General features: G+C 64.3%; 22 protein-coding genes. 13 read left to right on the plus strand and 9 right to left on the minus strand.

The genetic code is table 11. The annotated features are described in order from the left end of the window. Positions 1-236: 236 nt before the first annotated feature. Entirely contained in the window at positions 237-887 is a 651-nt protein-coding gene (gene thiE, locus ASH00_RS14235; protein WP_056549628.1) for a thiamine phosphate synthase, read from the minus strand. A 147-nt stretch (positions 888-1,034) separates the two neighbouring features. Here thiE and thiO point away from each other — a divergent pair, with 147 nt between their 5' ends. Genes thiO through ASH00_RS14250 form a run of 3 tightly spaced genes read left to right on the plus strand, consistent with a single transcriptional unit; the run spans position 1,035 to position 3,206 of the window. Continuing rightward, complete coding sequence (thiO, locus tag ASH00_RS14240; protein ID WP_235563327.1) at positions 1,035-2,168, plus strand: glycine oxidase ThiO; 1,134 nt, start codon at positions 1,035-1,037, stop codon at positions 2,166-2,168. Continuing rightward, positions 2,165-2,413, plus strand: coding sequence for a sulfur carrier protein ThiS (gene thiS / locus ASH00_RS14245; RefSeq protein ID WP_056549631.1), 249 nt, complete (start codon positions 2,165-2,167; stop codon positions 2,411-2,413). The genes thiO and thiS overlap by 4 nt, the downstream gene beginning before the upstream one ends. 1 nt (position 2,414) lies before the next feature. Next, positions 2,415-3,206: a thiazole synthase gene (locus ASH00_RS14250; RefSeq protein ID WP_056549633.1), complete on the plus strand. Its 792-nt coding sequence runs from the start codon at positions 2,415-2,417 to the stop codon at positions 3,204-3,206. A 53-nt stretch (positions 3,207-3,259) separates the two neighbouring features. Here ASH00_RS14250 and ASH00_RS14255 read toward each other — a convergent pair whose 3' ends face one another. The 3 genes from ASH00_RS14255 to ASH00_RS14265 form a co-directional block, all read right to left on the minus strand. Beyond that, positions 3,260-3,565, minus strand: a complete 306-nt coding sequence (locus ASH00_RS14255) for a hypothetical protein (RefSeq protein WP_056549635.1) — start codon at positions 3,563-3,565, stop codon at positions 3,260-3,262. Between the two features lie 15 nt (positions 3,566-3,580). Continuing rightward, positions 3,581-3,805 carry a DUF3107 domain-containing protein gene (locus ASH00_RS14260; RefSeq protein ID WP_056549637.1) on the minus strand — a complete coding sequence of 75 codons (225 nt, stop codon included), beginning with the start codon at positions 3,803-3,805 and terminating at the stop codon, positions 3,581-3,583. 77 nt (positions 3,806-3,882) lie between these two features. Then, the gene (locus tag ASH00_RS14265) at positions 3,883-4,503 is read right to left on the minus strand and encodes a TetR/AcrR family transcriptional regulator (protein ID WP_056549639.1); all 621 of its coding nucleotides are present in this window, start codon (positions 4,501-4,503) and stop codon (positions 3,883-3,885) included. A gap of 185 nt (positions 4,504-4,688) precedes the next feature. Here ASH00_RS14265 and moeB point away from each other — a divergent pair, with 185 nt between their 5' ends. Next, a complete protein-coding gene (gene moeB / locus ASH00_RS14270; protein WP_268760526.1) occupies positions 4,689-5,870 on the plus strand; it encodes a molybdopterin-synthase adenylyltransferase MoeB in 1,182 nt (393 codons plus the stop codon). A 64-nt stretch (positions 5,871-5,934) separates the two neighbouring features. Here the strand turns inward: moeB and ASH00_RS14275 are convergent, their stop codons facing one another. Beyond that, entirely contained in the window at positions 5,935-7,257 is a 1,323-nt protein-coding gene (locus ASH00_RS14275; protein ID WP_157359155.1) for a glutamyl-tRNA reductase, read from the minus strand. Positions 7,258-7,461: 204 nt separating this feature from the next. Here ASH00_RS14275 and hemE point away from each other — a divergent pair, with 204 nt between their 5' ends. The 8 genes from hemE (at position 7,462) to hemL (ending at position 16,136) form a co-directional block, all read left to right on the plus strand. Then, a complete protein-coding gene (gene hemE, locus ASH00_RS14280; RefSeq protein WP_056549918.1) occupies positions 7,462-8,529 on the plus strand; it encodes a uroporphyrinogen decarboxylase in 1,068 nt (355 codons plus the stop codon). Beyond that, positions 8,526-9,968 carry a protoporphyrinogen oxidase gene (hemG, locus tag ASH00_RS14285; protein WP_056549645.1) on the plus strand — a complete coding sequence of 481 codons (1,443 nt, stop codon included), beginning with the start codon at positions 8,526-8,528 and terminating at the stop codon, positions 9,966-9,968. The genes hemE and hemG overlap by 4 nt, the downstream gene beginning before the upstream one ends. Positions 9,969-10,055: 87 nt before the next feature. Beyond that, positions 10,056-10,781: a hydrogen peroxide-dependent heme synthase gene (hemQ, locus tag ASH00_RS14290; RefSeq protein WP_056549647.1), complete on the plus strand. Its 726-nt coding sequence runs from the start codon at positions 10,056-10,058 to the stop codon at positions 10,779-10,781. Further along, a complete protein-coding gene (locus ASH00_RS14295) occupies positions 10,778-11,980 on the plus strand; it encodes a ferrochelatase (RefSeq protein ID WP_056549649.1) in 1,203 nt (400 codons plus the stop codon). Before hemQ ends, ASH00_RS14295 begins: the two co-directional genes overlap by 4 nt. Next, a complete protein-coding gene (hemC, locus tag ASH00_RS14300; RefSeq protein ID WP_056549651.1) occupies positions 11,977-12,933 on the plus strand; it encodes a hydroxymethylbilane synthase in 957 nt (318 codons plus the stop codon). Before ASH00_RS14295 ends, hemC begins: the two co-directional genes overlap by 4 nt. 74 nt (positions 12,934-13,007) lie before the next feature. Further along, positions 13,008-13,826: a uroporphyrinogen-III synthase gene (locus tag ASH00_RS14305; RefSeq protein WP_162252862.1), complete on the plus strand. Its 819-nt coding sequence runs from the start codon at positions 13,008-13,010 to the stop codon at positions 13,824-13,826. Positions 13,827-13,829: 3 nt separating this feature from the next. After that, positions 13,830-14,813 carry a porphobilinogen synthase gene (gene hemB, locus ASH00_RS14310; protein ID WP_056549655.1) on the plus strand — a complete coding sequence of 328 codons (984 nt, stop codon included), beginning with the start codon at positions 13,830-13,832 and terminating at the stop codon, positions 14,811-14,813. Next, positions 14,814-16,136: a glutamate-1-semialdehyde 2,1-aminomutase gene (gene hemL / locus ASH00_RS14315; RefSeq protein ID WP_056549657.1), complete on the plus strand. Its 1,323-nt coding sequence runs from the start codon at positions 14,814-14,816 to the stop codon at positions 16,134-16,136. A gap of 96 nt (positions 16,137-16,232) precedes the next feature. Here the strand turns inward: hemL and ASH00_RS14320 are convergent, their stop codons facing one another. The 4 genes from ASH00_RS14320 to ASH00_RS14335 form a co-directional block, all read right to left on the minus strand. Beyond that, positions 16,233-17,078, minus strand: a complete 846-nt coding sequence (locus tag ASH00_RS14320; RefSeq protein ID WP_056549659.1) for a MetQ/NlpA family ABC transporter substrate-binding protein — start codon at positions 17,076-17,078, stop codon at positions 16,233-16,235. Between the two features lie 123 nt (positions 17,079-17,201). Next, positions 17,202-17,954, minus strand: a complete 753-nt coding sequence (locus ASH00_RS14325; protein WP_056549660.1) for a methionine ABC transporter permease — start codon at positions 17,952-17,954, stop codon at positions 17,202-17,204. After that, the gene (locus ASH00_RS14330; protein WP_056549662.1) at positions 17,951-18,931 is read right to left on the minus strand and encodes a methionine ABC transporter ATP-binding protein; all 981 of its coding nucleotides are present in this window, start codon (positions 18,929-18,931) and stop codon (positions 17,951-17,953) included. The genes ASH00_RS14325 and ASH00_RS14330 overlap by 4 nt, the downstream gene beginning before the upstream one ends. Positions 18,932-19,236: 305 nt before the next feature. After that, complete coding sequence (locus tag ASH00_RS14335; protein ID WP_056549664.1) at positions 19,237-19,923, minus strand: 3'-5' exonuclease; 687 nt, start codon at positions 19,921-19,923, stop codon at positions 19,237-19,239. Positions 19,924-20,024: 101 nt separating this feature from the next. On the opposite strand from ASH00_RS14335, the gene ASH00_RS14340 reads away from it, so the two are divergent. Continuing rightward, positions 20,025-20,468 carry an MGMT family protein gene (locus ASH00_RS14340; RefSeq protein WP_200954829.1) on the plus strand — a complete coding sequence of 148 codons (444 nt, stop codon included), beginning with the start codon at positions 20,025-20,027 and terminating at the stop codon, positions 20,466-20,468.

Genomic DNA, 20,468 nt, shown 5'->3' on the forward strand with positions numbered 1-20,468 from the left:
ATCAGTCCACGGAATCCCCTGGTTCACACCACCGACATACCTCGACCCGCAACGAACACCCAGACGCAACCGCTACTGGCAAGTAGAACAAGCCATCCACAACCAACTCGCGCGCTCTGACACCGGCGCGAACTCCAACGCTGAGCCACCTTGACCAACGGCACCGCCCCGGCGCCGGCGGTGCGGGCTGGCGCGAGTACTGGTTGTGGGGGACACGCCGGCTGCGGAGACTACAGCTAGGCGGGAAGTTGTGCCCGGATCTTCGCCGCCGCTTCCTGCGGATCATCCGCCTCGGTAATGGCCCGGACCACTACCACTCGCGCCGCGCCAGCCGCCACCACCTCTTCCACGTTCAGCAGATCGATTCCGCCAATGGCAAACCAGGGCTTCAACGCCAAACCCTCACGGGCCTGGTCCGCCTCCAGCCGCGCAGCTTCGCGCACCAGTTCGAGGCCCACGGCGGTCCGCCCGGGCTTGGTCGGCGTGGCCCAGACCGGGCCAGTACAGAAGTATCCGACGTCGTCGTTCGCTGCAGCACCGGCCACCTCCGCAGGTGAGTGCGTCGAGAGCCCTATGGTGCCGCCGTCGTGCAGGAATTGCTGCGCTAGCGCAGGAGGGAGGTCCCGCTGCCCAACATGCAGTACTGGGGCGCCGCTGACCGCGGCGATGTCTGCGCGGTCATTGACGGACCAAAGCTTCCCGTGTGCAACGGCGGACGCACGCAGCACCGAAAGCAGCTCGAGCTCCTGTGCGGCTTCCAGGGACTTGTCCCTTAACTGGATGATGTCCACGCCGCCCTCGAAGGCAGCGTCAACGAAAGCGTCGAAGTCTTTTTGCTGCGGTCTCGAATCCGTGCACAGGTAAAGGTGGGCAGCGCTCAGTTTCATACCCCTACAATAAGGGGGTACTGCGGGAGCCGTGCCGCGTCCGGGAATCACCGGTCTGCCACACGGCTGAGAGGGCGTCCGACGCCGACCGCGTTGTGAGAACAACGAACCTGATCCGGATCATGCCGGCGTAGGGAAGGACTCCTGGTGGAGAAACACGTGGACGTCGCTGTGATCGGTGGGGGCATCATTGGGCTTGGGATCGCCTGGGAAGCGATCCGCAGGGGGCATTCGGTCGCACTGGTGGACCCGGATCCCGCAACCGGCGCCACTCAGGCCGCTGCAGGCATGATCGCCCCGGCCAGCGAACTGCATTACCGCGAAGAGCACCTTCTCGAGCTCACGGTGGACTCCGCATGTCGCTACCCGGAGTTCCTTTCCTCCCTCGCCTGGACGGGAATTGATCCAGGCTACCGAAAAACCGGCACCCTGGTCCTGGCGATCGACGGCGCCGACCGCACCGCACTCGCTGACCTCCGAGACGTACAGACCCACCATTCCCTGTCCGTTGAACAGGTGTCCCTCCGCGAGGCACGCCGGTCGGAGCCAATGATCGGACCAGCTGCCACCGCGGCGTTCTCCGCGCCTGACGACCACCAGGTCGATCCGCGGAAGCTGGCCGCAGCGCTGCTGGCTGCCCTCGGCGAACGCGGACGCCTGGTCCGGGCACGAGCCTCCGGCCTTGAGTATGACGGCCGTCGTGTGACAGGCGCGATCCTTGAAGACGGCAGCTTCCTTCCGGCCCGCCACACTGTCGTTGCGAACGGTCTTGCGGCCGCACAACTTGCAGGGCTGCCGTGCCGGCTTCCGCTGCGGCCAATCTACGGTGACATCCTCCGCCTACGGGTACCCGCTGCACTGCAGCCGCTGCTCAGCCACACCGTTCGCGGTCTGGTGCGTGGTACGGCCGTCTATCTGGTTCCCCGCGCGGACGGAACCGTTGTACTCGGCGCAACAATGCGCGAGGACGGCAACAGCGGCGTGTCAGCAGGGGGCGTCTATCAACTGCTGCGCGACGCCCGCCAGCTCGTTCCGGCCGTTGCTGAGCTTGAACTAGAGGAAGCGCTGTGCCGCGCACGTCCCGGTACGCCGGACAACGCGCCGCTGCTCGGTGTTGTCCCCGGAGCCGACGGACTGATCATTGCAACCGGCTTCTTCCGCCACGGAGTACTGCTGACGCCGGTGGCGGCCGCGCTATGCGTGGACCTGCTGGAGGGCAAACCGTGCCCGCCGGGCCTTGAGCGGTACAGGCCGGATCGTTTCGAGGAAGGACAAGCATGAACGCATTGGCCAAAACCGTCACCGTGAACGGGGTGCAATCAGCTACCCTCGCCCCGGACCTGCTGCACTTCGTGGCCGAGCTCACCAGCAGAAATTTGACATCTACCGGGCAACCGGCTGACGGGTCACGGCTTGGTGTGGCCGTGGCGGTCAACTCGGCGGTCATTCCGCGTAGCGAATGGTCCGGCTGGGAACTGACTGAGGGCGACGACATCGAACTCGTTACTGCCGTACAGGGAGGATGACATGGACCTGAGCACAACGTTGAGCGCCGACGCCCTCGTAATCGACGGAATCCCGTTGAACTCCCGGCTCATCATGGGAACCGGGGGAGCGCCCAGCATGGAGGGACTCAGTGAGGCGCTCGCTGCATCCGGGACGGAACTGACAACCGTCGCAATGCGCCGCTACACACCGGAAACAGGAGCATCGCTGTTCCAGCTCCTGCACTCGCAAGGGATACGCATCCTTCCGAACACCGCTGGATGCTTCACTGCGCGTGAAGCCGTTCTGACCGCTGAGCTTGGCCGGGAGGCACTGGAAACCAATTGGGTCAAGCTCGAAGTCATCGCCGACGAGCACACCCTGCTGCCGGACTCCCTGGAATTGGTGGAAGCAGCCGAAACGCTGGTGTCCCGCGGGTTCACCGTCTTTGCCTATACGAACGACGATCCCGTCCTGGCCCTGCGACTTGAGCAGCTGGGTGCAGCCGTGGTCATGCCGCTGGGCGCACCGATCGGCACAGGACTGGGCATTTTGAATCCGCACAACATTGAGCTCATCGTGTCCCGCGCAGGAGTCCCCATTGTGCTCGACGCCGGAATCGGCACGGCGTCGGATGCGGCCTTCGCGATGGAGCTGGGCTGTGACGCGGTTCTCCTGGCCACAGCTGTAACCCGCGCCCAGGACCCCGTGGCAATGGCGGCCGCGTTTCGGCACGCTGTTCTGGCTGGTCGTCTGGCGTCACGGGCGGGAAGGATACCCAAACGTGAGCATGCGCTCGCTTCGTCACCACACGATGGCCGCGCTGATCTCTAGCTGCACCGATTAGCTGTGCCTCTTGGCTGAACCGCCTAGCGGAAGTCAGCTGATCAGCGCCGCTTGAGAATTGCAGTCATGGCCTCTGCGTCTGCCTGCTCGCGGTGACGGCCGAACCACCAGGCGGCGCACGCGGTCACGATGGTTGCTGCAACCAGCGGCAGGAGCCAGACCATCCAAGACAGATCAGGATGGTATCCCAACCCCGCGAACTGCAGAATGATCCACAGGATCAGCGCCGAGCTGAGGGAGATCCCGGGAAGCAGCAGCATTCCATATCGATAATGGCGCCGGTCAGCAAACCAGGCGAAGAAACCGATGGAGATGGCGACGCCGGTGACCACAATCAGCGAAACCATGGAGGATCACTCCGCTTAGAGAGCGCCGAACCCGATGCGGCGCGACTCGCTCTCGCCAATCTCGACGTAGCCAAGAACACCGGCGGGAACGATTACCTGGCGCCCCTTGGAATCGGTCAGGCGAAGTTCTGCGCCCCCGTTCATTGCTTTGCTGACCACATCGGCAACTTCGTCTGCCGTCTGGTTCGAATCGAGCACAATTTCGCGGTTGACGTTCTGAACGCCGATCTTGATCTCCACAGTTAAAGCCTTTCGTTGACGAGCAAATGACTCTCGGAGGTGCACACCCGGCGCCTCTGAACTAAGGGAAATGTAACTTACATTTCTTTGGGGAACCGACTAATTCCGCGCCAAGCTAAACGGTAGACGAGCTCACTGGCTGCATCGATGTCGAGGCTACCGTCCGTCTCCAGCCAGTATCGGGCGCTGACCTGTGCCATGCCTGCCATAGCCCGCCCAAGCAGGGTTGCCTCCAGATGGGAAAGCCTCGTGTCTCCTGAGATGACGCCGGCGATCTCGTCAGCGAAGCGTGCGTTGAACGCTTCAAGGCGGCGGCTGACGTCAGGGTCGTTATTGAGGTCCGATTCGAAGACGATCCGGTGGGCCTGGCTGTCCTGCGCGATGAACTGGAAGTATGCGCGCATAGTGGCGTGCACGCGCATCTTGTTGTCCGTGGTGGACCGCAACGCCTCGACCAGCAGTTCGGTCAGCGATGCTAGATGGCTTTCCAGCAATGCAAGGTACAAGTCCCTTTTCCCGGGAAAGTGTTGGTACAGCACCGGTTTGCTGACATGCGCAACTTCGGCAATCTCATCCATTGCCGCGCCGTGGTATCCATTCGCGACGAACACCTCATGGGCGGCGCTCAGCAATTGCCGCCGCCGCTCGTCCCGCGGCAGCCGGGTGGCTTTTCCGTTTGCCGGTGCCTCTGAACTCACGTGTCTGGGCTTTCGGTTGTGTGTCTCATACGGACTTGAATCCCCGGCCGTGCAGCGGGGTTCTCCAGTCTACTGCGCAACGGGCGGCAACGGGCTCTGACGGCATCTGAGTGGGTCGTGCAGTGGACGCCGCAACAGTGTTACGCAACAGGCAGCCCGTGGGCATACATTGAAGCATGCGTCCTTTGACTCTTTCCCCCGGCCCGTTGGTGGAACCCCTTGCCGAGCTTAGCAAGGAAGAGATGGAGCGGTATTCACGTCACCTCATCCTTCCGGAGTTCGGACTTGAAGCCCAAAAGCGCCTCAAGAACGCGCGGGTCCTGGTGATTGGTGCCGGCGGCCTGGGCTCACCTGCGCTCCTCTATCTTGCCGCGGCCGGAGTCGGAACGCTCGGAATTGTGGATGACGACGTCGTCGACGTCTCCAATCTGCAGCGGCAGGTAATTCACGGGGTGGGCAATGTCGGCCAGACTAAAGCGAGCTCGGCCGAGCAAAGCATCGTGGATCTCAATCCGCACGTAGCGGTGATCCGGCACGAGGTACGTCTGGACAACAGCAACGTCCTCGAAATTTTTTCCGGATATGACCTGATCCTTGACGGTACGGATAATTTCGCTACCCGGTACCTCGTCAGCGACGCCGCAGAGATCCTCGGTAAACCTTATGTCTGGGGCTCCATCCTCCGTTTCGACGGTCAGGTGAGCGTCTTCTGGGCCGAGCCGTCGGTGGGAGGCCCCAGTTACCGTGATCTCTACCCGGAAGCGCCTCCGCCGGGTGCTGTTCCATCCTGCGCTGAAGGAGGCGTGCTCGGTGTGTTGTGCGCGCAAATCGGCTCAGTGATGGTCAACGAGGCGATCAAGCTGATCACCGGGATCGGTTCAACGCTTTTGGGACGGGTACTGATTTTCAATGCACTCGACATGACGTGGCGCGAACTGCGGGTGCGCAGAGATCCTTCCGCTGCGCCGATCACTGAACTCTCTGACTATGAAGCGTTCTGCGGCCTTATGCTGAACACTGAGCAGGAACCGGAAGAATTGCCCTCGATTACCGCCGCACAACTGGAGGAACTGCTGAAGGAACGTGCTGCGGGTAGGCGTGACTTCGACCTGATAGACGTGCGCGAACCGGGCGAATATGACATTGTCCGCATCGACGGAGCCACTCTTATGCCCCAGAACCGGATCCTTTCAGGCGAGACGGAGCTCGACACTGCCCGGGAAATGTATGTCCACTGCAAAGCCGGCAGCCGTTCCGCCAATGTTGTCCGGCATCTTCGCGAACAGGGTGCGGGCAAGGTCTATAACGTGGAGGGCGGAATCCTGCAGTGGGTCCATGACGTCGAACCGGAGAAACCGGTGTACTGAGCAGTATCCAGCAGTACTAAAGACTGCTAGCAGGCGCCGGAAAACGCGGGCGCCGCCCGAAACTTCAGACAGTTCCGGTGCGGGCTTCCAACTCGTGAACAGGACAGCTCTGTTCCGGCGGCGGTGCAGCGGCGTCCTCAGGTTCGATCCCGTACAGGGCCTCCAGTGCAGCGGTGTAGTCTTCCTGCCGTCCCTCCGCGGCGAGCTGCCGCGCACGAACCGTGGGAACGTGAAGGAGCTGGCGGACCATCCGGCGCAACGCAAACTCCACCTCTTCTGCTGCAGCGGTGCATCCGTGCTGCGCACGGACACGGGCCATCTCGGCATCGAGCACCTGTTGAGTGTGCTTGCGAAGGGCCACGATTGCAGCATCAACGGACCGCGAAGCGGCCTGTTCCTGGAAGGCCTCGGCCGCACCGGACACCAACTCACCGGCCTGGCGAAGTGATTCCGCCTGTTCTTCAGGTGCGGCCAGGCGCACCGACTCCAGGGTGATGAGTTCCACATTCTGCACAGAAGCCACCTCGGGATCGAAGTCGTGGTTCAGTGCGAGGTCTACGATCACGAGGGTGCGGTCAACGCCTTCCCTCAGTTGCTGCATGTCGGCAGCGCTGACACGGCGTTCACTGCCGCTGCAACCTATGACGACATCCGCGCGAGTGAGCGCACCGGGCAGTGCTTCGTCTGAGAGGGCGGTTCCGCCGCGCGTGGCGACAAAACCCTCAGCCCGGCCCGAGGGGGAGTAGACGGAAACATCTGTGCAGCCGCGTTCGCGGAGGAGTGCCATGGTGGCTCCCGCATAGGCGCCGGTACCAAAGACAACCACTGACTTCTCCGAGAGGTCGCGGGTACTTGAGAGGTCCGCAGCGAGGTCGAGGGCAACCGACACAATGGAGCGTCCGCGCGCTCCGAGGGCGGTTTGTGCCCCGACATCACGGGCAGTACGGGAGGCTGCCTGGAAGAGCCGCACTAGACCGCCGCTGGCGGTTCCCGTGCTTTGGGACTCGACGAGCGCACGACGCACCTGGCCAGCTATTTCCCGTTCGCCGACGACGGCGGAATCCAGCCCTGCGCTCACGCTGAAGAGGTGGCGCGGTACATCCTGCCCGGTGAGGGTGGTGAATGATCCGGAGACCTTGCTCTTCGGCAACCCGGAGGTGTCACTGATTGCTGCGATGAGCGATGAGCGGGCTGCCTCGATATCCGCGTCAGAGGTGGCCTCGCCGTAAATTTCGAAGCGGTTACAGGTGGCAAGCGATACCGCGCCGGCCAGCGCCGGGCTGTCCTGAAGCGCGGATGAAGCAACCTGGGCGGCCCCGACGCTCAGCCGGGCGACCGTCTCCAGGTCGATATCCGAGTGGGTGGCGACCAAGGAAAAGTAATTCACAGCCATTCCAGCATAGCCAAGACGGGCATCGGGACCCTAATAGGGTTGCCTAACTCACCAAGGTCCTTACAGCGTCGGAATCCGCGCCCTTGAGCGGAAGTGAAGGCGGATGGCCGCGTCGGTTCGTCCCTGCAGGAAGGTGATTTCGACCACCAGCGAGGAACGCGGTTATCCAAGCGGGTCGAACTTCGGCAGAATCGACCCATGACCCTCAGCGCAACGCACCCCCTGACGGACGGAACGACGTCGGAGTCTCCGCTTATCCAGTCCTATCTCGGCCGGACACCGTCCCGCAGACCCGTCTGGTTCATGCGGCAGGCGGGACGCTCGTTGCCGGAGTACCGCGCGCTGCGGGAGGGCACAGCCATGCTTGATGCCTGCCTTGATCCCGCCATGGCCGCCGAGATCACCCTGCAGCCTGTGCGGCGCCATGACGTCGACGCCGCCATCTTCTTCTCCGACATCGTGATCCCGCTCAAGCTCGCGGGCGTGGACGTGGACATTGTGCCCGGTGTTGGCCCCGTTCTGGGAAGCCCCATCCGCAGCGCGACGGACATCGCAGCGTTACCTGAACTGACGGACCGGGCACTGGATCCGATCCGGGAGGCGGTGGCCCGTACCGTCGCTGAACTGGGAAGCACGCCGCTAATCGGCTTTGCAGGCGCTCCATTCACGCTCGCTGCCTACATGGTCGAGGGCAGGCCGTCCCGCGATCACCTGGGTCCCCGCACCATGATGCACGCGGATCCCGATGCCTGGCGGGCACTCACCGAGTGGGCGGCAGACGCCTCCGGCCTGTTCCTGCGGGCGCAGCTGGAAGCCGGCGCCAGTGCCGGTCAGCTGTTCGATTCGTGGGCCGGATCGCTGGGGCTAGACGACTACGTGGAGCACGTTGCGCCGGCGTCATCCCGTGCGCTCGACCATATCCGTGACCTCGGAGCACCGCTCGTGCATTTCGGAACGGGCACCTCGGAGCTCCTGGTCGCCATGCGGGATGTCGGCGTCGATGTGGTGGGAGTGGACTACCGCCTTCCGCTCGATGAAGCCAACAGGAGACTCGGCGGAACGGTCGCGCTGCAGGGCAATATCGATCCAGCTCTCCTCTCGGCACCGTGGGAGGTACTCGAAGCGCACGTACGGGCTGTGCTGGAAGCGGGATCGTCTGCTCCCGGTCACGTGGTCAACCTCGGGCACGGCGTTCCGCCCGATGCTGACCCCGACGTGTTGACCAGGGTTGTCTCACTCATTCATTCGGTGCCGCCGAGCCGATGAGCCGAGGGAAGCAGGTCGAGGCTGGCCCCGCCGTCGTCATCATCGGAGGCGGGATCGCCGGATTGTGCGCTGCGCGGGAACTGGTGGCGGCGGGTCTGCACGTGACCGTGCTTGAATCCTCTGCGGTGTTCGGAGGGTCCGTAGCCAGCCATGAACTGGCCGGACTAACGCTCGACGCCGGTGCGGAGTCGTTCTCGACCCGCTCCGACACTGTGCCGGCTCTGGCGCGTGAGCTCGGGCTGGGCAATTTGATCCGCACCCCGAATGGGGCCGGTGCGTGGCTGTACCTGCGGTCAGCGGAGAGCGGGTCCACCGCGGTCCCGCTGCCACAATCCGGAATCCTTGGGATACCCGCGGATGTGCGCGATCCTGCGCTGCCCGGGCTGATCGGGCGTGCAGCGAGCCTCAGGGCGGGCCTGGACCGTGCGTTGCCCCTGGGTAATCTGCTGAACCAGGATCAGCTCAGTCTCGGTGCGGTGGTACGCGCCCGAATGGGGCCGGAGGTGCTGAAGCGGTTGGTGGCTCCCGTTGTCGGTGGTGTGCTCTCAGCTGATCCTGAGGACCTCGACGTCGACGCGGCCGCCCCCGGACTACGGGCGATGATGCGTAAGCACGGATCGCTCGGCGCGGCAGTGGGCGCCATGCGGAAAGCTGCGCCGGCGGGCACCGCCGTCGCTGGCCTTGAGGGTGGGATGCACCAGTTGGCGTCTGCGCTGTCCCAGCGCCTGGAGCGTGACGGCGCAGTCCTTCGGGCATCGGAGCGCGTGCAGCGCCTCGCGCGCACTGCCAACGGCTGGACCGTGACCACCCGGACCGGCGCTATGCAGACCGATGCCGTGGTGGTTGCAACTGACGGTCCCACCGCCGTCGACCTGCTGACGCCGACGGTACCGGGACTGGCCGACGACCGTCCGGCTGTGGTGCCGGCGGTGGCTCTGGTCAGCCTGGTGGTTGATGTGCCGGAGCTCGATGCGGCGCCGCGCGGGACGGGCGTGCTGGTAGCCAGGGACGCGCCCGGTGTGCGGGCAAAGGCGTTGACTCACGCCACCGCCAAGTGGCTGTGGTTGGCCGAGCGGGCAGGCCCGGGAAGCCACGTGCTGCGCCTGTCCTTCGGTCGCGGCGCAGTTGACGACGAAGCGGCACAACAACCCGACGCTGACCTCTATCTGGCCGCCTTACAGGATGCATCGGTGCTTCTTGGCGTCGAGATCACGCAGGCGGACGTCGTCGACTGGGATGTGGTGCGTTGGACCAACGCACTGCCGCACGCCACGCTGGGGCACCGGGACCGGGTTGCCCGCATTCGCGCTGCGGCAGCCGCTGAGCCGGAGCTCGAACTCACCGGTGCATGGCTTGCGGGCACGGGGCTGGTAGCGGTGATCGACAATGCCCGCGACCGCGGGGCTGCGCTCGCCAGGCGTCTGCTTGCGGATCATTGACACCCGGCGCTGTGAGATTGGTAACCTTCTACTGGCTGTAGAACTCTCCAATTTTTATTTGCCTGTTGACAGGAGCAGACTGGGTCCATGAGCGAAAATGCGGGCTATAACCACGTGCAGAGTACCTCCGCCAGCCACACGTCGCAGAGCGGTGAGGACACTGGAACGGATCAGTTCTACACGCTCTGGACAGTCTTCAAGCGGTCGGCCGGCGCTCCGGACAGCGGCGCAGCGCTCGAAACTGCCGCTTCCGAACTCGAGGCAGCAGGCGTCAGCGTCCGCGGCTTCTATGACGTCTCCGCCATGCGTGCAGACGCAGACATCATGATCTGGCTCCACGGTTCCCAGGCGGAGGATCTCCAGAGCGCCGTCCGTACCCTCCGTCGGACGGCAACCCTCGCCGGTGCAGACATCGCGTGGTCCGCCATGGGCGTACACCGCGATGCCGAATTTTCGAAGAGTCATTCGCCCGCGTTCGCCCGCGGAGAGGCACCGGCGGAATGGGTGTGTGTATACCCGTTTGTGCGGTCGTATGACTGGTACATCCTCCCCAGCGAGGAACGCCGCGAAATGCTCTACGACCACGGCATGAAGGGACGCAAATTCCCTCAGGTGCTCTCTAACACGGTGTCCTCGTTTGCCCTGGGCGACTGGGAATGGATCCTGGCCCTGGAAGCTCCCGAGCTCGTGGATCTGGTGGATCTCATGCGCCACCTGCGGGAAACCGAAGCCCGGCGGCATGTCCGCGAAGAAGTTCCGTTCTACACGGGCCGGCGGATCAACGCCCGGGAAGTAGCAGAGGTACTCCGATGAGCACGTCCACATTCAACCCGCTCGACGGCGTCGATGAAAACGGACGGATGGCACCGAAGAATTACGACGCGATCGTGCTTGCGTCCTTCGGCGGCCCCGAAGGCCAGGATGATGTCATTCCCTTCCTCCGCAACGTCACCCGCGGCCGCGGCATCCCCGACGAGCGTCTGGAAGAGGTCTCGCACCACTACCGGGCCAACGGCGGCATCAGTCCGATCAACCAGCAGAACCGCGAACTGAAGGCCGCGATGGAGGCAGAGCTTGCCCGCCGCGGCATTGACCTGCCGGTGCTGTGGGGCAACCGGAACTGGGCCCCCTTCATTGCGGACACCTTGAAGGAGGCGTACGACGCCGGCCACCGCCGGATCCTGGCCGTCACCACCAGCGCATACTCCTGCTACTCCAGCTGCCGGCAGTACCGGGAGGACCTCGGCATGGCGCTGGTTGAAACTGGACTGGCCGGCAGGCTTGAAGTGGACAAGGTCCGCCAGTACTTCGATCACCCCGGGTTTGTGGAGCCGTTCGTCGAGGGAGTCACCCGCGGGTTGAAGTCCGTTCAGGAACGCCTCGCCGCAGACGGCGAGTCCGGGGCTCCGGTGCATATCATGTTCGCCACCCACTCCATCCCCACCGCTGACGCCGAAGCCGCCGGCCCCCGGAACGACGCCGGCGGGCCGGTCCTCGATGAGGGCGCCTACGTTGCCCAGCACCTTGCCACTGCGCAGGCTGTACTAGACCGCGTGCCGGCGGCGGCAGATTCCGAATGGTCGCTCGTGTACCAGTCGCGATCGGGGGCACCGCACGTGCCATGGCTGGAGCCGGACATCAACGACGCCCTGGGTGACCTCGCGGCCACTGGTGTCAAGGGTGTTGTCATCGTGCCGCTGGGATTCGTGAGTGACCACATGGAGGTTGTCTGGGACCTCGATACCGAGGCGATGGAAACCTGCGCGGAACTGGGTTTGGTAGCCGAGCGCGTTCCGACGCCCGGCACGCATGCGAAATTCGTCAGCGGCCTCATTGACCTGGTCAGCGAGCGCACCGCGGACAACACCATCATCGAGCGGCCTTCCACTACTGACCTTGGTCCCTGGTATGACGTCTGCAGGCCCAACTGCTGCGCAAACCGCAGGGGAGAGAAGCCCACTGTTGCCGGTGCCGATTCCACGGTCGGGCTCCCGGGAGCAGAACAGGAATGACCCCGGCTGTGCGGGTGGGAACCCGTGCCAGTGCGCTCGCGCTGACACAGACCACAACGGTGGCGGAATCGCTCGCAGCCCTGGGCGAATTCGGTTATGAGCTCGTGCGCGTCAGCACCACCGGCGACGTCAACCGCGCCTCCCTGTCCCAGATCGGCGGCACCGGGGTCTTTGTTGCAGCCCTTCGCGAGGCGCTTCTGGATGACTCCTGCGACGTCGCGGTTCATTCCCTCAAGGATCTACCGACAGGGGAAGCCGAAGGCCTTACCGTGGCGGCTGTCCCCGAACGCGCCGATATCCGGGATGCACTGTGCGCCCGCGACGGACTGACACTGGCCGGGCTGCCCGAAGGCTCCAGTGTGGGGACCGGTTCTCCCCGACGCGCGGCACAGCTCAGGGCTGCCCGTCCTGACCTCTCCATCATCGATATCCGCGGCAATGTGGATACCCGGCTGGCTCGGGTCGCCGGCTTGGTTGATGGCGGACCGGGAGACCTCGACGCCGTGGTGCTGGCCGCTGCGGGCCTGACGCGCCTCGGCCGCCAGGGGCTCATCACCGAGTATCTGGCGCCCGAGCTGATGCTGCCCGCGCCGGGGCAGGGCGCTCTGGCTGTCGAATGCCGCTCCGACGACGCCGGTGCCTCCGTCTTCGCTCAGGCTCTCCGACAGTATGATCACTTACCCACCCGACTCGCCGTTACGGCTGAACGGGCGGTTCTGCGCAGGCTCGAAGCCGGCTGCACGGCTCCTATCGGCGCCCATGCCGCAGTGACTGACGACCTGCTGACCCTGGAAGCTGTGGTGTGCAGCGCTGACGGCGGCCGCTTGCTGCGCCGCACAGAAACCACCGCGGACCTTTCAGTGGGTGGAGCAACCGGCGTCGGCGTCATGCTGGCCGAAGAACTGCTCGCGAACGGTGCGGCGGAAATTGCCGGGCTCAGCGCGGATCTATGACCGGCGGTCGCACTACCGGTGATCTGTCAGGGCTGACCGTCGCGCTGCTCCGGAGTGCGGATCGAGGTGCCGCTATGGCAGCGGAACTGACCCGGCGTGGCGCAAAGACGCTGTTGGTTCCGCTGATCGACTGGGAACTTCCCGCAGACACCGCTGAGTTGGACCAGTTCCTGGATGCTGCAGATTCCTACGATTGGCTGGTGCTCACGAGCGTTACCACCGTGCGCGCTCTGGCGCAGCGGGCACGCGTTCGGCGGGTTTCCCTGTCATCGCTCATCGGTTCCGTAAAGGTAGCCGCCGTTGGAGCCGCTACCGGTGCTGCGCTCGCGGAACTCGGAGTGAACGTTCAGCTGACCCCAGAGGAGGACCAGTCTGCTGAAGGGCTTCTGGCAGCACTGCCTGCGCAGCCGGCTCGCGCCCTGCTGCCCCAATCGGATCTTGCCGCCGACACACTGCGGGCAGGCCTGGCCGGCCGCGGCTGGATGATCGACGCGGTCACAGCCTACGTCACTGTCGGTTATCCCGCTGCTGCCGAACGGCGGGTCAGTGCCGTCAACGACGGTGCTGACACCGGCGACTCGGTCGACGGCGATACCGTCAGCGCCAACCCCGGCGAGCCGGCAGGAACGGTCACGCAAAAGAAATTGTTGGGCGACCTTCGGCAGGGAAGAATCGACGTTGTCGTTCTCACGTCACCCAGCATCGCGGCCCGGCTGCATGCCATGATGGAATCGCTGCCCGGCACGGTGGCAACGGTCGCCATCGGGCGCCGCACGGAGCGGGACGCGTCAGCACTGGGAATGCGGATCGACGCAACAGCATCCGCCCCCAGCCCGGCAGGAATTGCAGATGCGGTGAGCACCGCCGTCGTCAATCATCGGAAGAGGAACTAACGCATGAGCTTCCCTCAACACCGGCCCCGCCGGCTGCGCTTCACCCCGGCAATCCGCCGGCTGACGGCGGAGAACCGGCTCAGTCCGGCAGAGCTGGTTCTGCCGGCATTCATCCGTGAAGGACTAACCGAGCCCGTCCCGATCAGTTCGATGCCGGGAGTGGTTCAACACAGCTCGGGCACCCTGAAGCGTGCTGCAGCGGAAGCCGCCGGGCTTGGCATCGGAGGCATCATGCTCTTTGGCATTCCTGCGCACCGTGACGCGACAGGGAGCGCGGGAATCGATCCCGACGGCGTCCTCAACCGCGCCATCGCTGATGTCCGCTCTGAAGTGGGGGATGCCCTCGTCATCATGAGCGATGTGTGCCTGGATGAGTTCACCGACCACGGCCACTGCGGTGTGCTGGCGGACGACGGTGCCGTGGACAATGACGCAACGTTGGAACTCTATGCGCAGATGGCGGTTGCCCAGGCCAACGCGGGCGCGCACGTGCTCGGCCCGTCCGGGATGATGGACGGCCAGGTGGGTGTCATCCGCCGCGCCCTTGATGATGCCGGTCTTCAGAAGATCTCTGTGCTGGCTTATGCGGCCAAGTACGCTTCCGCGTTCTACGGTCCTTTCCGGGAGGCGGTGGACTCGCAGCTGACCGGTGACCGCCGGACGTACCAGATGGATGCGGCCAACCGCCGTGAAGCGCTTCACGAGGTGCAGCTGGATCTCGAGGAAGGCGCTGACATGGTGATGGTCAAGCCGGCAATGAGCTACCTCGATATCGTCGCGGACGTGGCTGCTATGTCGCCGGTTCCGGTTGCCGCGTACCAGATCTCGGGTGAATACGCCATGATCGAGGCTGCTGCCGCGAACGGCTGGATTGACCGTCGTCGTTCCATTGAGGAGTCAGTGCTCGGTATCAAGCGTGCGGGAGCGCAGATCATCCTCACGTACTGGGCCACCGAGCTCGCCACCTGGCTGAAGGAGAGCAAGTAAATGACACACTCCGAAGATCTCTTCGCGCGGGCACAGACGCTCATGCCCGGCGGAGTGAATTCGCCGGTGCGGGCCTTCGGCTCCGTGGGCGGCACCCCCCGCTTCCTCGTGTCGGCACAGGGTCCATACGTGACCGACGCCGACGACCGCCGGTACGTTGACCTGGTGTGCTCCTGGGGGCCGGCGCTGCTCGGGCATGCCCATCCTGCGGTGTTGGACGCAGTCCATCAGGCGGCTGATCGCGGGCTGTCCTTCGGCGCGTCCACGCCGGCTGAAGCCGAACTGGCGCAGCTGGTGCGGAACCGGGTGTCCGCCGTCGAACGCATCCGTATGGTTTCCACCGGCACTGAAGCGACCATGACCGCGGTCCGCCTGGCGCGCGGGTTCACGGGCCGCAACCTCATTGTGAAGTTTGCCGGCTGTTATCACGGTCACCTGGACGGGTTGCTCGCGGCCGCCGGGTCGGGGGTTGCGACACTGGCGCTGCCGGGATCCGCGGGCGTGACGGACGCGACTGCAGCCGAGACGCTTGTGCTGCCGTACAACGATGTTGAAGCGGTGGAAGCCGCTTTTGCCGAGCACGGAGCTTCCATCGCGGCGGTCATCACCGAAGCTGCCCCGGCCAACATGGGTGTAGTCGAACCCGCACCCGGCTTCAATGCGGCGCTGTCCAGGATCACCGTAGAGTACGGTGCGCTCTTCATCATGGACGAGGTCCTTACCGGCTTCCGGGTTGGTCCAGGCGGCTACTGGGGTCTTGCCGGCGAGGGCGAGGGGTGGTCCCCGGACCTGCTGACCTTCGGCAAAGTGATCGGCGGCGGGCTTCCTGCCGCCGCGCTCGGTGGCCGGGCGGAGGTCATGGAATACCTGGCGCCGCTGGGACCGGTCTATCAGGCGGGCACACTCTCCGGGAACCCGCTGGCCATGGCGGCTGGCGTTGCCCAGTTGACCCACGCCACCGACGAGGTCTACCGGCACATCGACGCCCGCTCCCTGGAACTGTCCGCCGCAGTATCGGAGGAATTGTCCCGGGCCGGTGTCGACCATTCCGTCCAGCGTGCCGGGAACCTGTTCAGCATTGCCTTTGGGACGTCCGAGCGCGGCGTGGTGAACTACGCCGACGCCCAGGCGCAGGAAACGTTCCGGTATGCGCCGTTCTTCCACTCCATGCTTGAATCCGGCGTCTACCTCCCGCCGTCGGTGTTCGAAGCGTGGTTCCTTTCCTCGGCCCACGACGACGCCGCGATGGAACACATTGTGTCGGCGCTGCCGGCCGCCGCGCGCGCGGCAGCTGCCGCAGGAGCGACGCCCCCAGGCGTCTAGCTTTCACGCGGTCTTCATCCAGGGCACAGGAATGGCCGGTCGCCCCCAGTGGGGCGCCGGCCATTTCTGTTCTGTATCTGTGGAAGCGGGGAAGTCCTAGAAGGCGGGAGCTACGTCACCGCTCGGCCAGGTTTCTTCGATGTACTGCTTGACCTCGGGGGAGTGCAGCAGCTCCTCAAGCTTGGCGATGCGTGCATCACCCTCGGACGAGGTGTTCCAGGCGAGGAAGTTCGCATACGGGTTGCTTTCGACGGACTCCACAATAAGGGCGTTCTCCGTGCTGAGACCGGCGTCCAGAATGTAGTTTCCGTTGATGATGGCAAGATCAACGGTCGGATCCTGCAGATCATTGAGCAGCAACTCCGGCTGATTCTCGATGAACTCGAGACCCTTGGGATTCTGTTCCTCGGTCAGCGACAGGACGGAGGCCTCTGCTTCGATGTTCTCCAGCAGGCCGGCTTCCTGCAGGAGCGTGAGGGCGCGCGCCTGGTTGGAGGGGTCATTGGTGATGGCTACGCGACCGCCGTCGGGGATAGCCGAGACGTCGTTGTGCTTTTCGGAGAAGGCAGCGTAGGGCTCGATGTGCACGCCCTCGCCATGGGCGAACTCGTAGCCCTGGCTCTCGACCTGGCTCTCGAAGTAGGGCAGGTGCTGGAAGTAGTTGGCGTCCAGGTCGCCTTCGCTCAGCGCGATGTTGGGAGTGGTGTAGTCGTCGAACTCCTGGATCTCGAGCTCAATGCCGCTGCCTTCGGCCAGGTTGTCACGTACGAACTCCAGAATCTGGGCGTGGGGTACCGGGCTCGCGCCTACGGTAACCGTAGCCGGGCTGGCGGGATCGAGGGTTTCGACGGCGGCGGCCGGAGCGCTGTCGCCCGCTCCGCACGCTGAGAGGGCAAAAAGAGCGGCCAGTCCGGCGGCTGCCAGCGAAAACTGCTTACGCATGTTCAGTGCGTTCCTTTCGTAGTACCGGCGGCCGGGGTTATCCGGGCGCCGGGTTCAAGACGGCTGGCGGCTACCGGCCGTCGTCGGCCGCGCCTGAAAAGCGCGGCAAGTTGTGGGTCAGTGTCAGACTCCGACGACGTTTGCGGCTTCTGCGCGACGGGCCTGTCTGCTGCGGTGGGCACCGGCCGTGGCCGCTGTTCGGTGGTCCACCCGCTGGGCAAGCCGGTCCCCGATGAACTGAATGATCTGCACAATCGCGACAATGATCACGATAATGACCACCATCACTGTGGTGTCGAACCGCTGCAGGCCATAGTTATAGGCCAGTCTGCCCAGACCTCCGCCACCGATGATTCCTGCCATGGCGGAGTACCCCACGAGAGTGACGAGGGTTGTCGTGAAGGCAGCAATCAAGGACGGAAGGGCCTCGGCGATCATGACCTTGGTGATCACCTGGAGACGGGTGGAGCCCATGACAAGGGCGGCGTCAATCTTGCCTGGCGTGACGTCACGCAGGCTCGTCTCCACAAGACGGGCAAAGAACGGGATGGCTCCGATACTCAGCGAAACCGACGCAGCAACGGGACCGATCGAGGATCCGGTCAGGAAGCGGGCCAGCGGAATCAGGGACACCATGAGGATCGCGAAGGGAATTGACCGCGTGATGTTCACAACCACATCGCTCACAACCCGGTTTGTCACCGGCATGGGACGCAGGCCTCCCGGGCTGCTGGTATGCAGAAAAACACCGAGCGGAAGTCCGATCATCAGCGTGAAGAATCCCGAGATACCGATCATCTGGAGGGTCGCAAGGAACTCCTCCGGCAGCGCTTCTGTAATTCCAGGGTTCTCGAAGAGATTGTCGAGGAAATTCATGCCGCAACCTCCACATGCACGCCGGCGTCTTCGAGATACGCGGTGATTTCGCTGAGAGGCCTCGGGGAATCCACTTCAATGCGGAGCCTGCCGAAACGGGAGCCTGCGAGTGTCTCCACCGTTCCTGCGATGACGTTCACACTGGCATCAAAGCGTCGGGTCAGTTCGGAGAGGACCGGCGCTGAAGCGCTCCTGCCGACCAGCAACAGGTCCAGCTCGGGCAGAGCCTGATTCACGGCGGTGGAGGGCAGCGGCATCAGGGATTTGCCCAGGGAGCCGGTGCGGTCACCGACAACGTCCTGAAGGGGACCGTGCTCGATGATGCGGCCGCGCTCAAGCAGGGAGACAGAATCGCAGATCCGCTTCACCACGTGCATTTCATGCGTGATGACCAGAACCGTCAGGTTCAGCGTGCGGGTGAGGTTGCGAATGAGCGTGAGGATGTCCTCAGTGGTGGCGGGGTCGAGCGCCGAGGTGGGCTCGTCGCACAGCAGCACGTCTGGATCCGAAGCCAGCGCCCGGGCGATTCCTACGCGCTGCTTCTGGCCGCCGGAGAGCTGGGAGGGGTAGGCGTCTGCGAACTCTGCGAGGCCGACCAGGGAGAGCAATTCGCCGACCTTGCGGGCAATCTCCCCCTTTGGCGTCTTCACCAGCTCCAGGGGATGTGCAACATTTTGGGCGGCCGTCCTCGAGTCCATGAGGTTGGCATGCTGGAATACCATGCCGATACGACGCCTGGCAGTCCGGACTGCGGAATCCCTGACGCGTGTGAGGTCCCGGCCGTCAATAACGACTGAGCCGGACGAAGGGCGGTCAAGAAGGGTCAGGCACCGGACGAGAGTTGATTTGCCTGCGCCCGAGTGTCCCACAATGCCGTGGATTGAACCTTTGGGCACTGAAAGGGTGACATCGTCCAGGGCCGTGATGGTTCGCTCGCCCTGGCGATAGGTTTTGCGCAGGTTGGTGACTGTAATCATTGGTCCTCATGCTGTGTGGGGTTCCGCAGGATCGGCTGCGGATCCACTGCTCCGGCGAGCAGGGAAGAAGTATTGTCAGTGCGCCGTTCGGGAGGAAGCGGCAGCCGGGGGCCGCCGGGGAACCGGCCGTGGCAGGCGCGCATCAATGCTCTGCAATTCTGGCACGTGTGAAAGATCCGACTGAAATTTAGTGCTGAGGATCACTGATAAGGCAGTGTCGTCGTAATTCATGCCCGTTTTGTCGAAGATTGTGCGGCTTCTAGGTGGTGGCTGAGTCAGCCTGGGCGCCGGTAATCCGTTTGCACTCACGAGGCGATTGCCGGCCACCGGCCCTCCACCACTGCCTCCGGATTGCTGCGGCGGAGATATTCCTGGAAACTTTCGGCCTGCCGGAGCGCCCAGGTCATCTGGAACTCATGCAGCTCCGAGGCAGGTTTGCGCAGGTGCGGGAACCGCTCCGCCAGGACCGCGGCCACGCCGAGAGTCGCCAGGACATCGGCGGCCGAAGTATGCGCGTTCTCCAACGGGACGCCGTAATGCGCGCACATGGCGGTGAGAGTTCTTTTTCCCGGCCGGAAGCGGTCTGCGTGCTTGTCCATCACGTACGGGTCCAGCACCGGAAACGGGTTGGGTGTTCCAACACCATGGCGCACGCCCTCACGTGCGAGGACCGTGAAGTCATAGCGCGCGTTGAAAGCAAGCACCGGAATTCGGTCCCGGAAGAACCCGAGGAGGACGCCTGCAATCTGGCTCACTACGCGGGAGGCAGGGGACCCGTACGCTTGCGCCGTCTGGCTGGCAATGCCATGGACGGCAGTGGCCTCGGGTGGAATGTCCACCCCTGGATCGGCCAGCCACTCATGATGCTCCAGAAGCTCGCCGTGGCCATCGACGAGGATGATCGAGGCCGTAACGATACGTGCGGTGAGGGGATCGCGGCCGGTTGTTTCAAGATCGAAGGCCGCCCGTGGAAACTTGTGCCAGCTGTTCATGGCTCAGACGCTAGCCGGGGGCTCTGACATTTCCGTTTCTGCCGTTCGTCGGCACCCGGGAGCCGTCCAGGCTGCTGTTCGCTTGTCGATAGTCTGGGTTGGTGCACGAGAAAGGTCTGGACTATGACGAGGCGGTCCTCGACGTCGTCAGCCTGATTCCCTCAGGGAAGGTGCTGACGTATGGCGATATCGCCGTGATCCTTGAAAAGGGCGGCCCGCGTCAGGTTGGAGCGGTCATGTCGCGCGGAGGCGCCGATGTTCCGTGGTGGCGCGTTCTCCGCGCTGACGGCAAGCCGCCGCTGGGATTGGAAGCTACCGCCGTCGGCCACTATCTGGACGAATCAACGGCGTTGCGGCCCGTGGCCGAACGGAGTCGGCAGGCGGGCGGTTCCGTCGGGTGCCGGGTCGATGTGCAGAAGTCCCGCTGGAATCCCGGGCCGGCAGAGCAGGCCGCGCTTCAGCGCATCCGTGCCGACTTTCACGCTGCGGTTCCAACCTGGGACGAGGGTCCACCCGAATTGTCGGAGCCGGATGATGGGGTGTAA

Source organism: Arthrobacter sp. Soil782 (assembly GCF_001428435.1).
Taxonomy (GTDB): Bacteria; Actinomycetota; Actinomycetes; order Actinomycetales; family Micrococcaceae; genus Arthrobacter_D; species Arthrobacter_D parietis.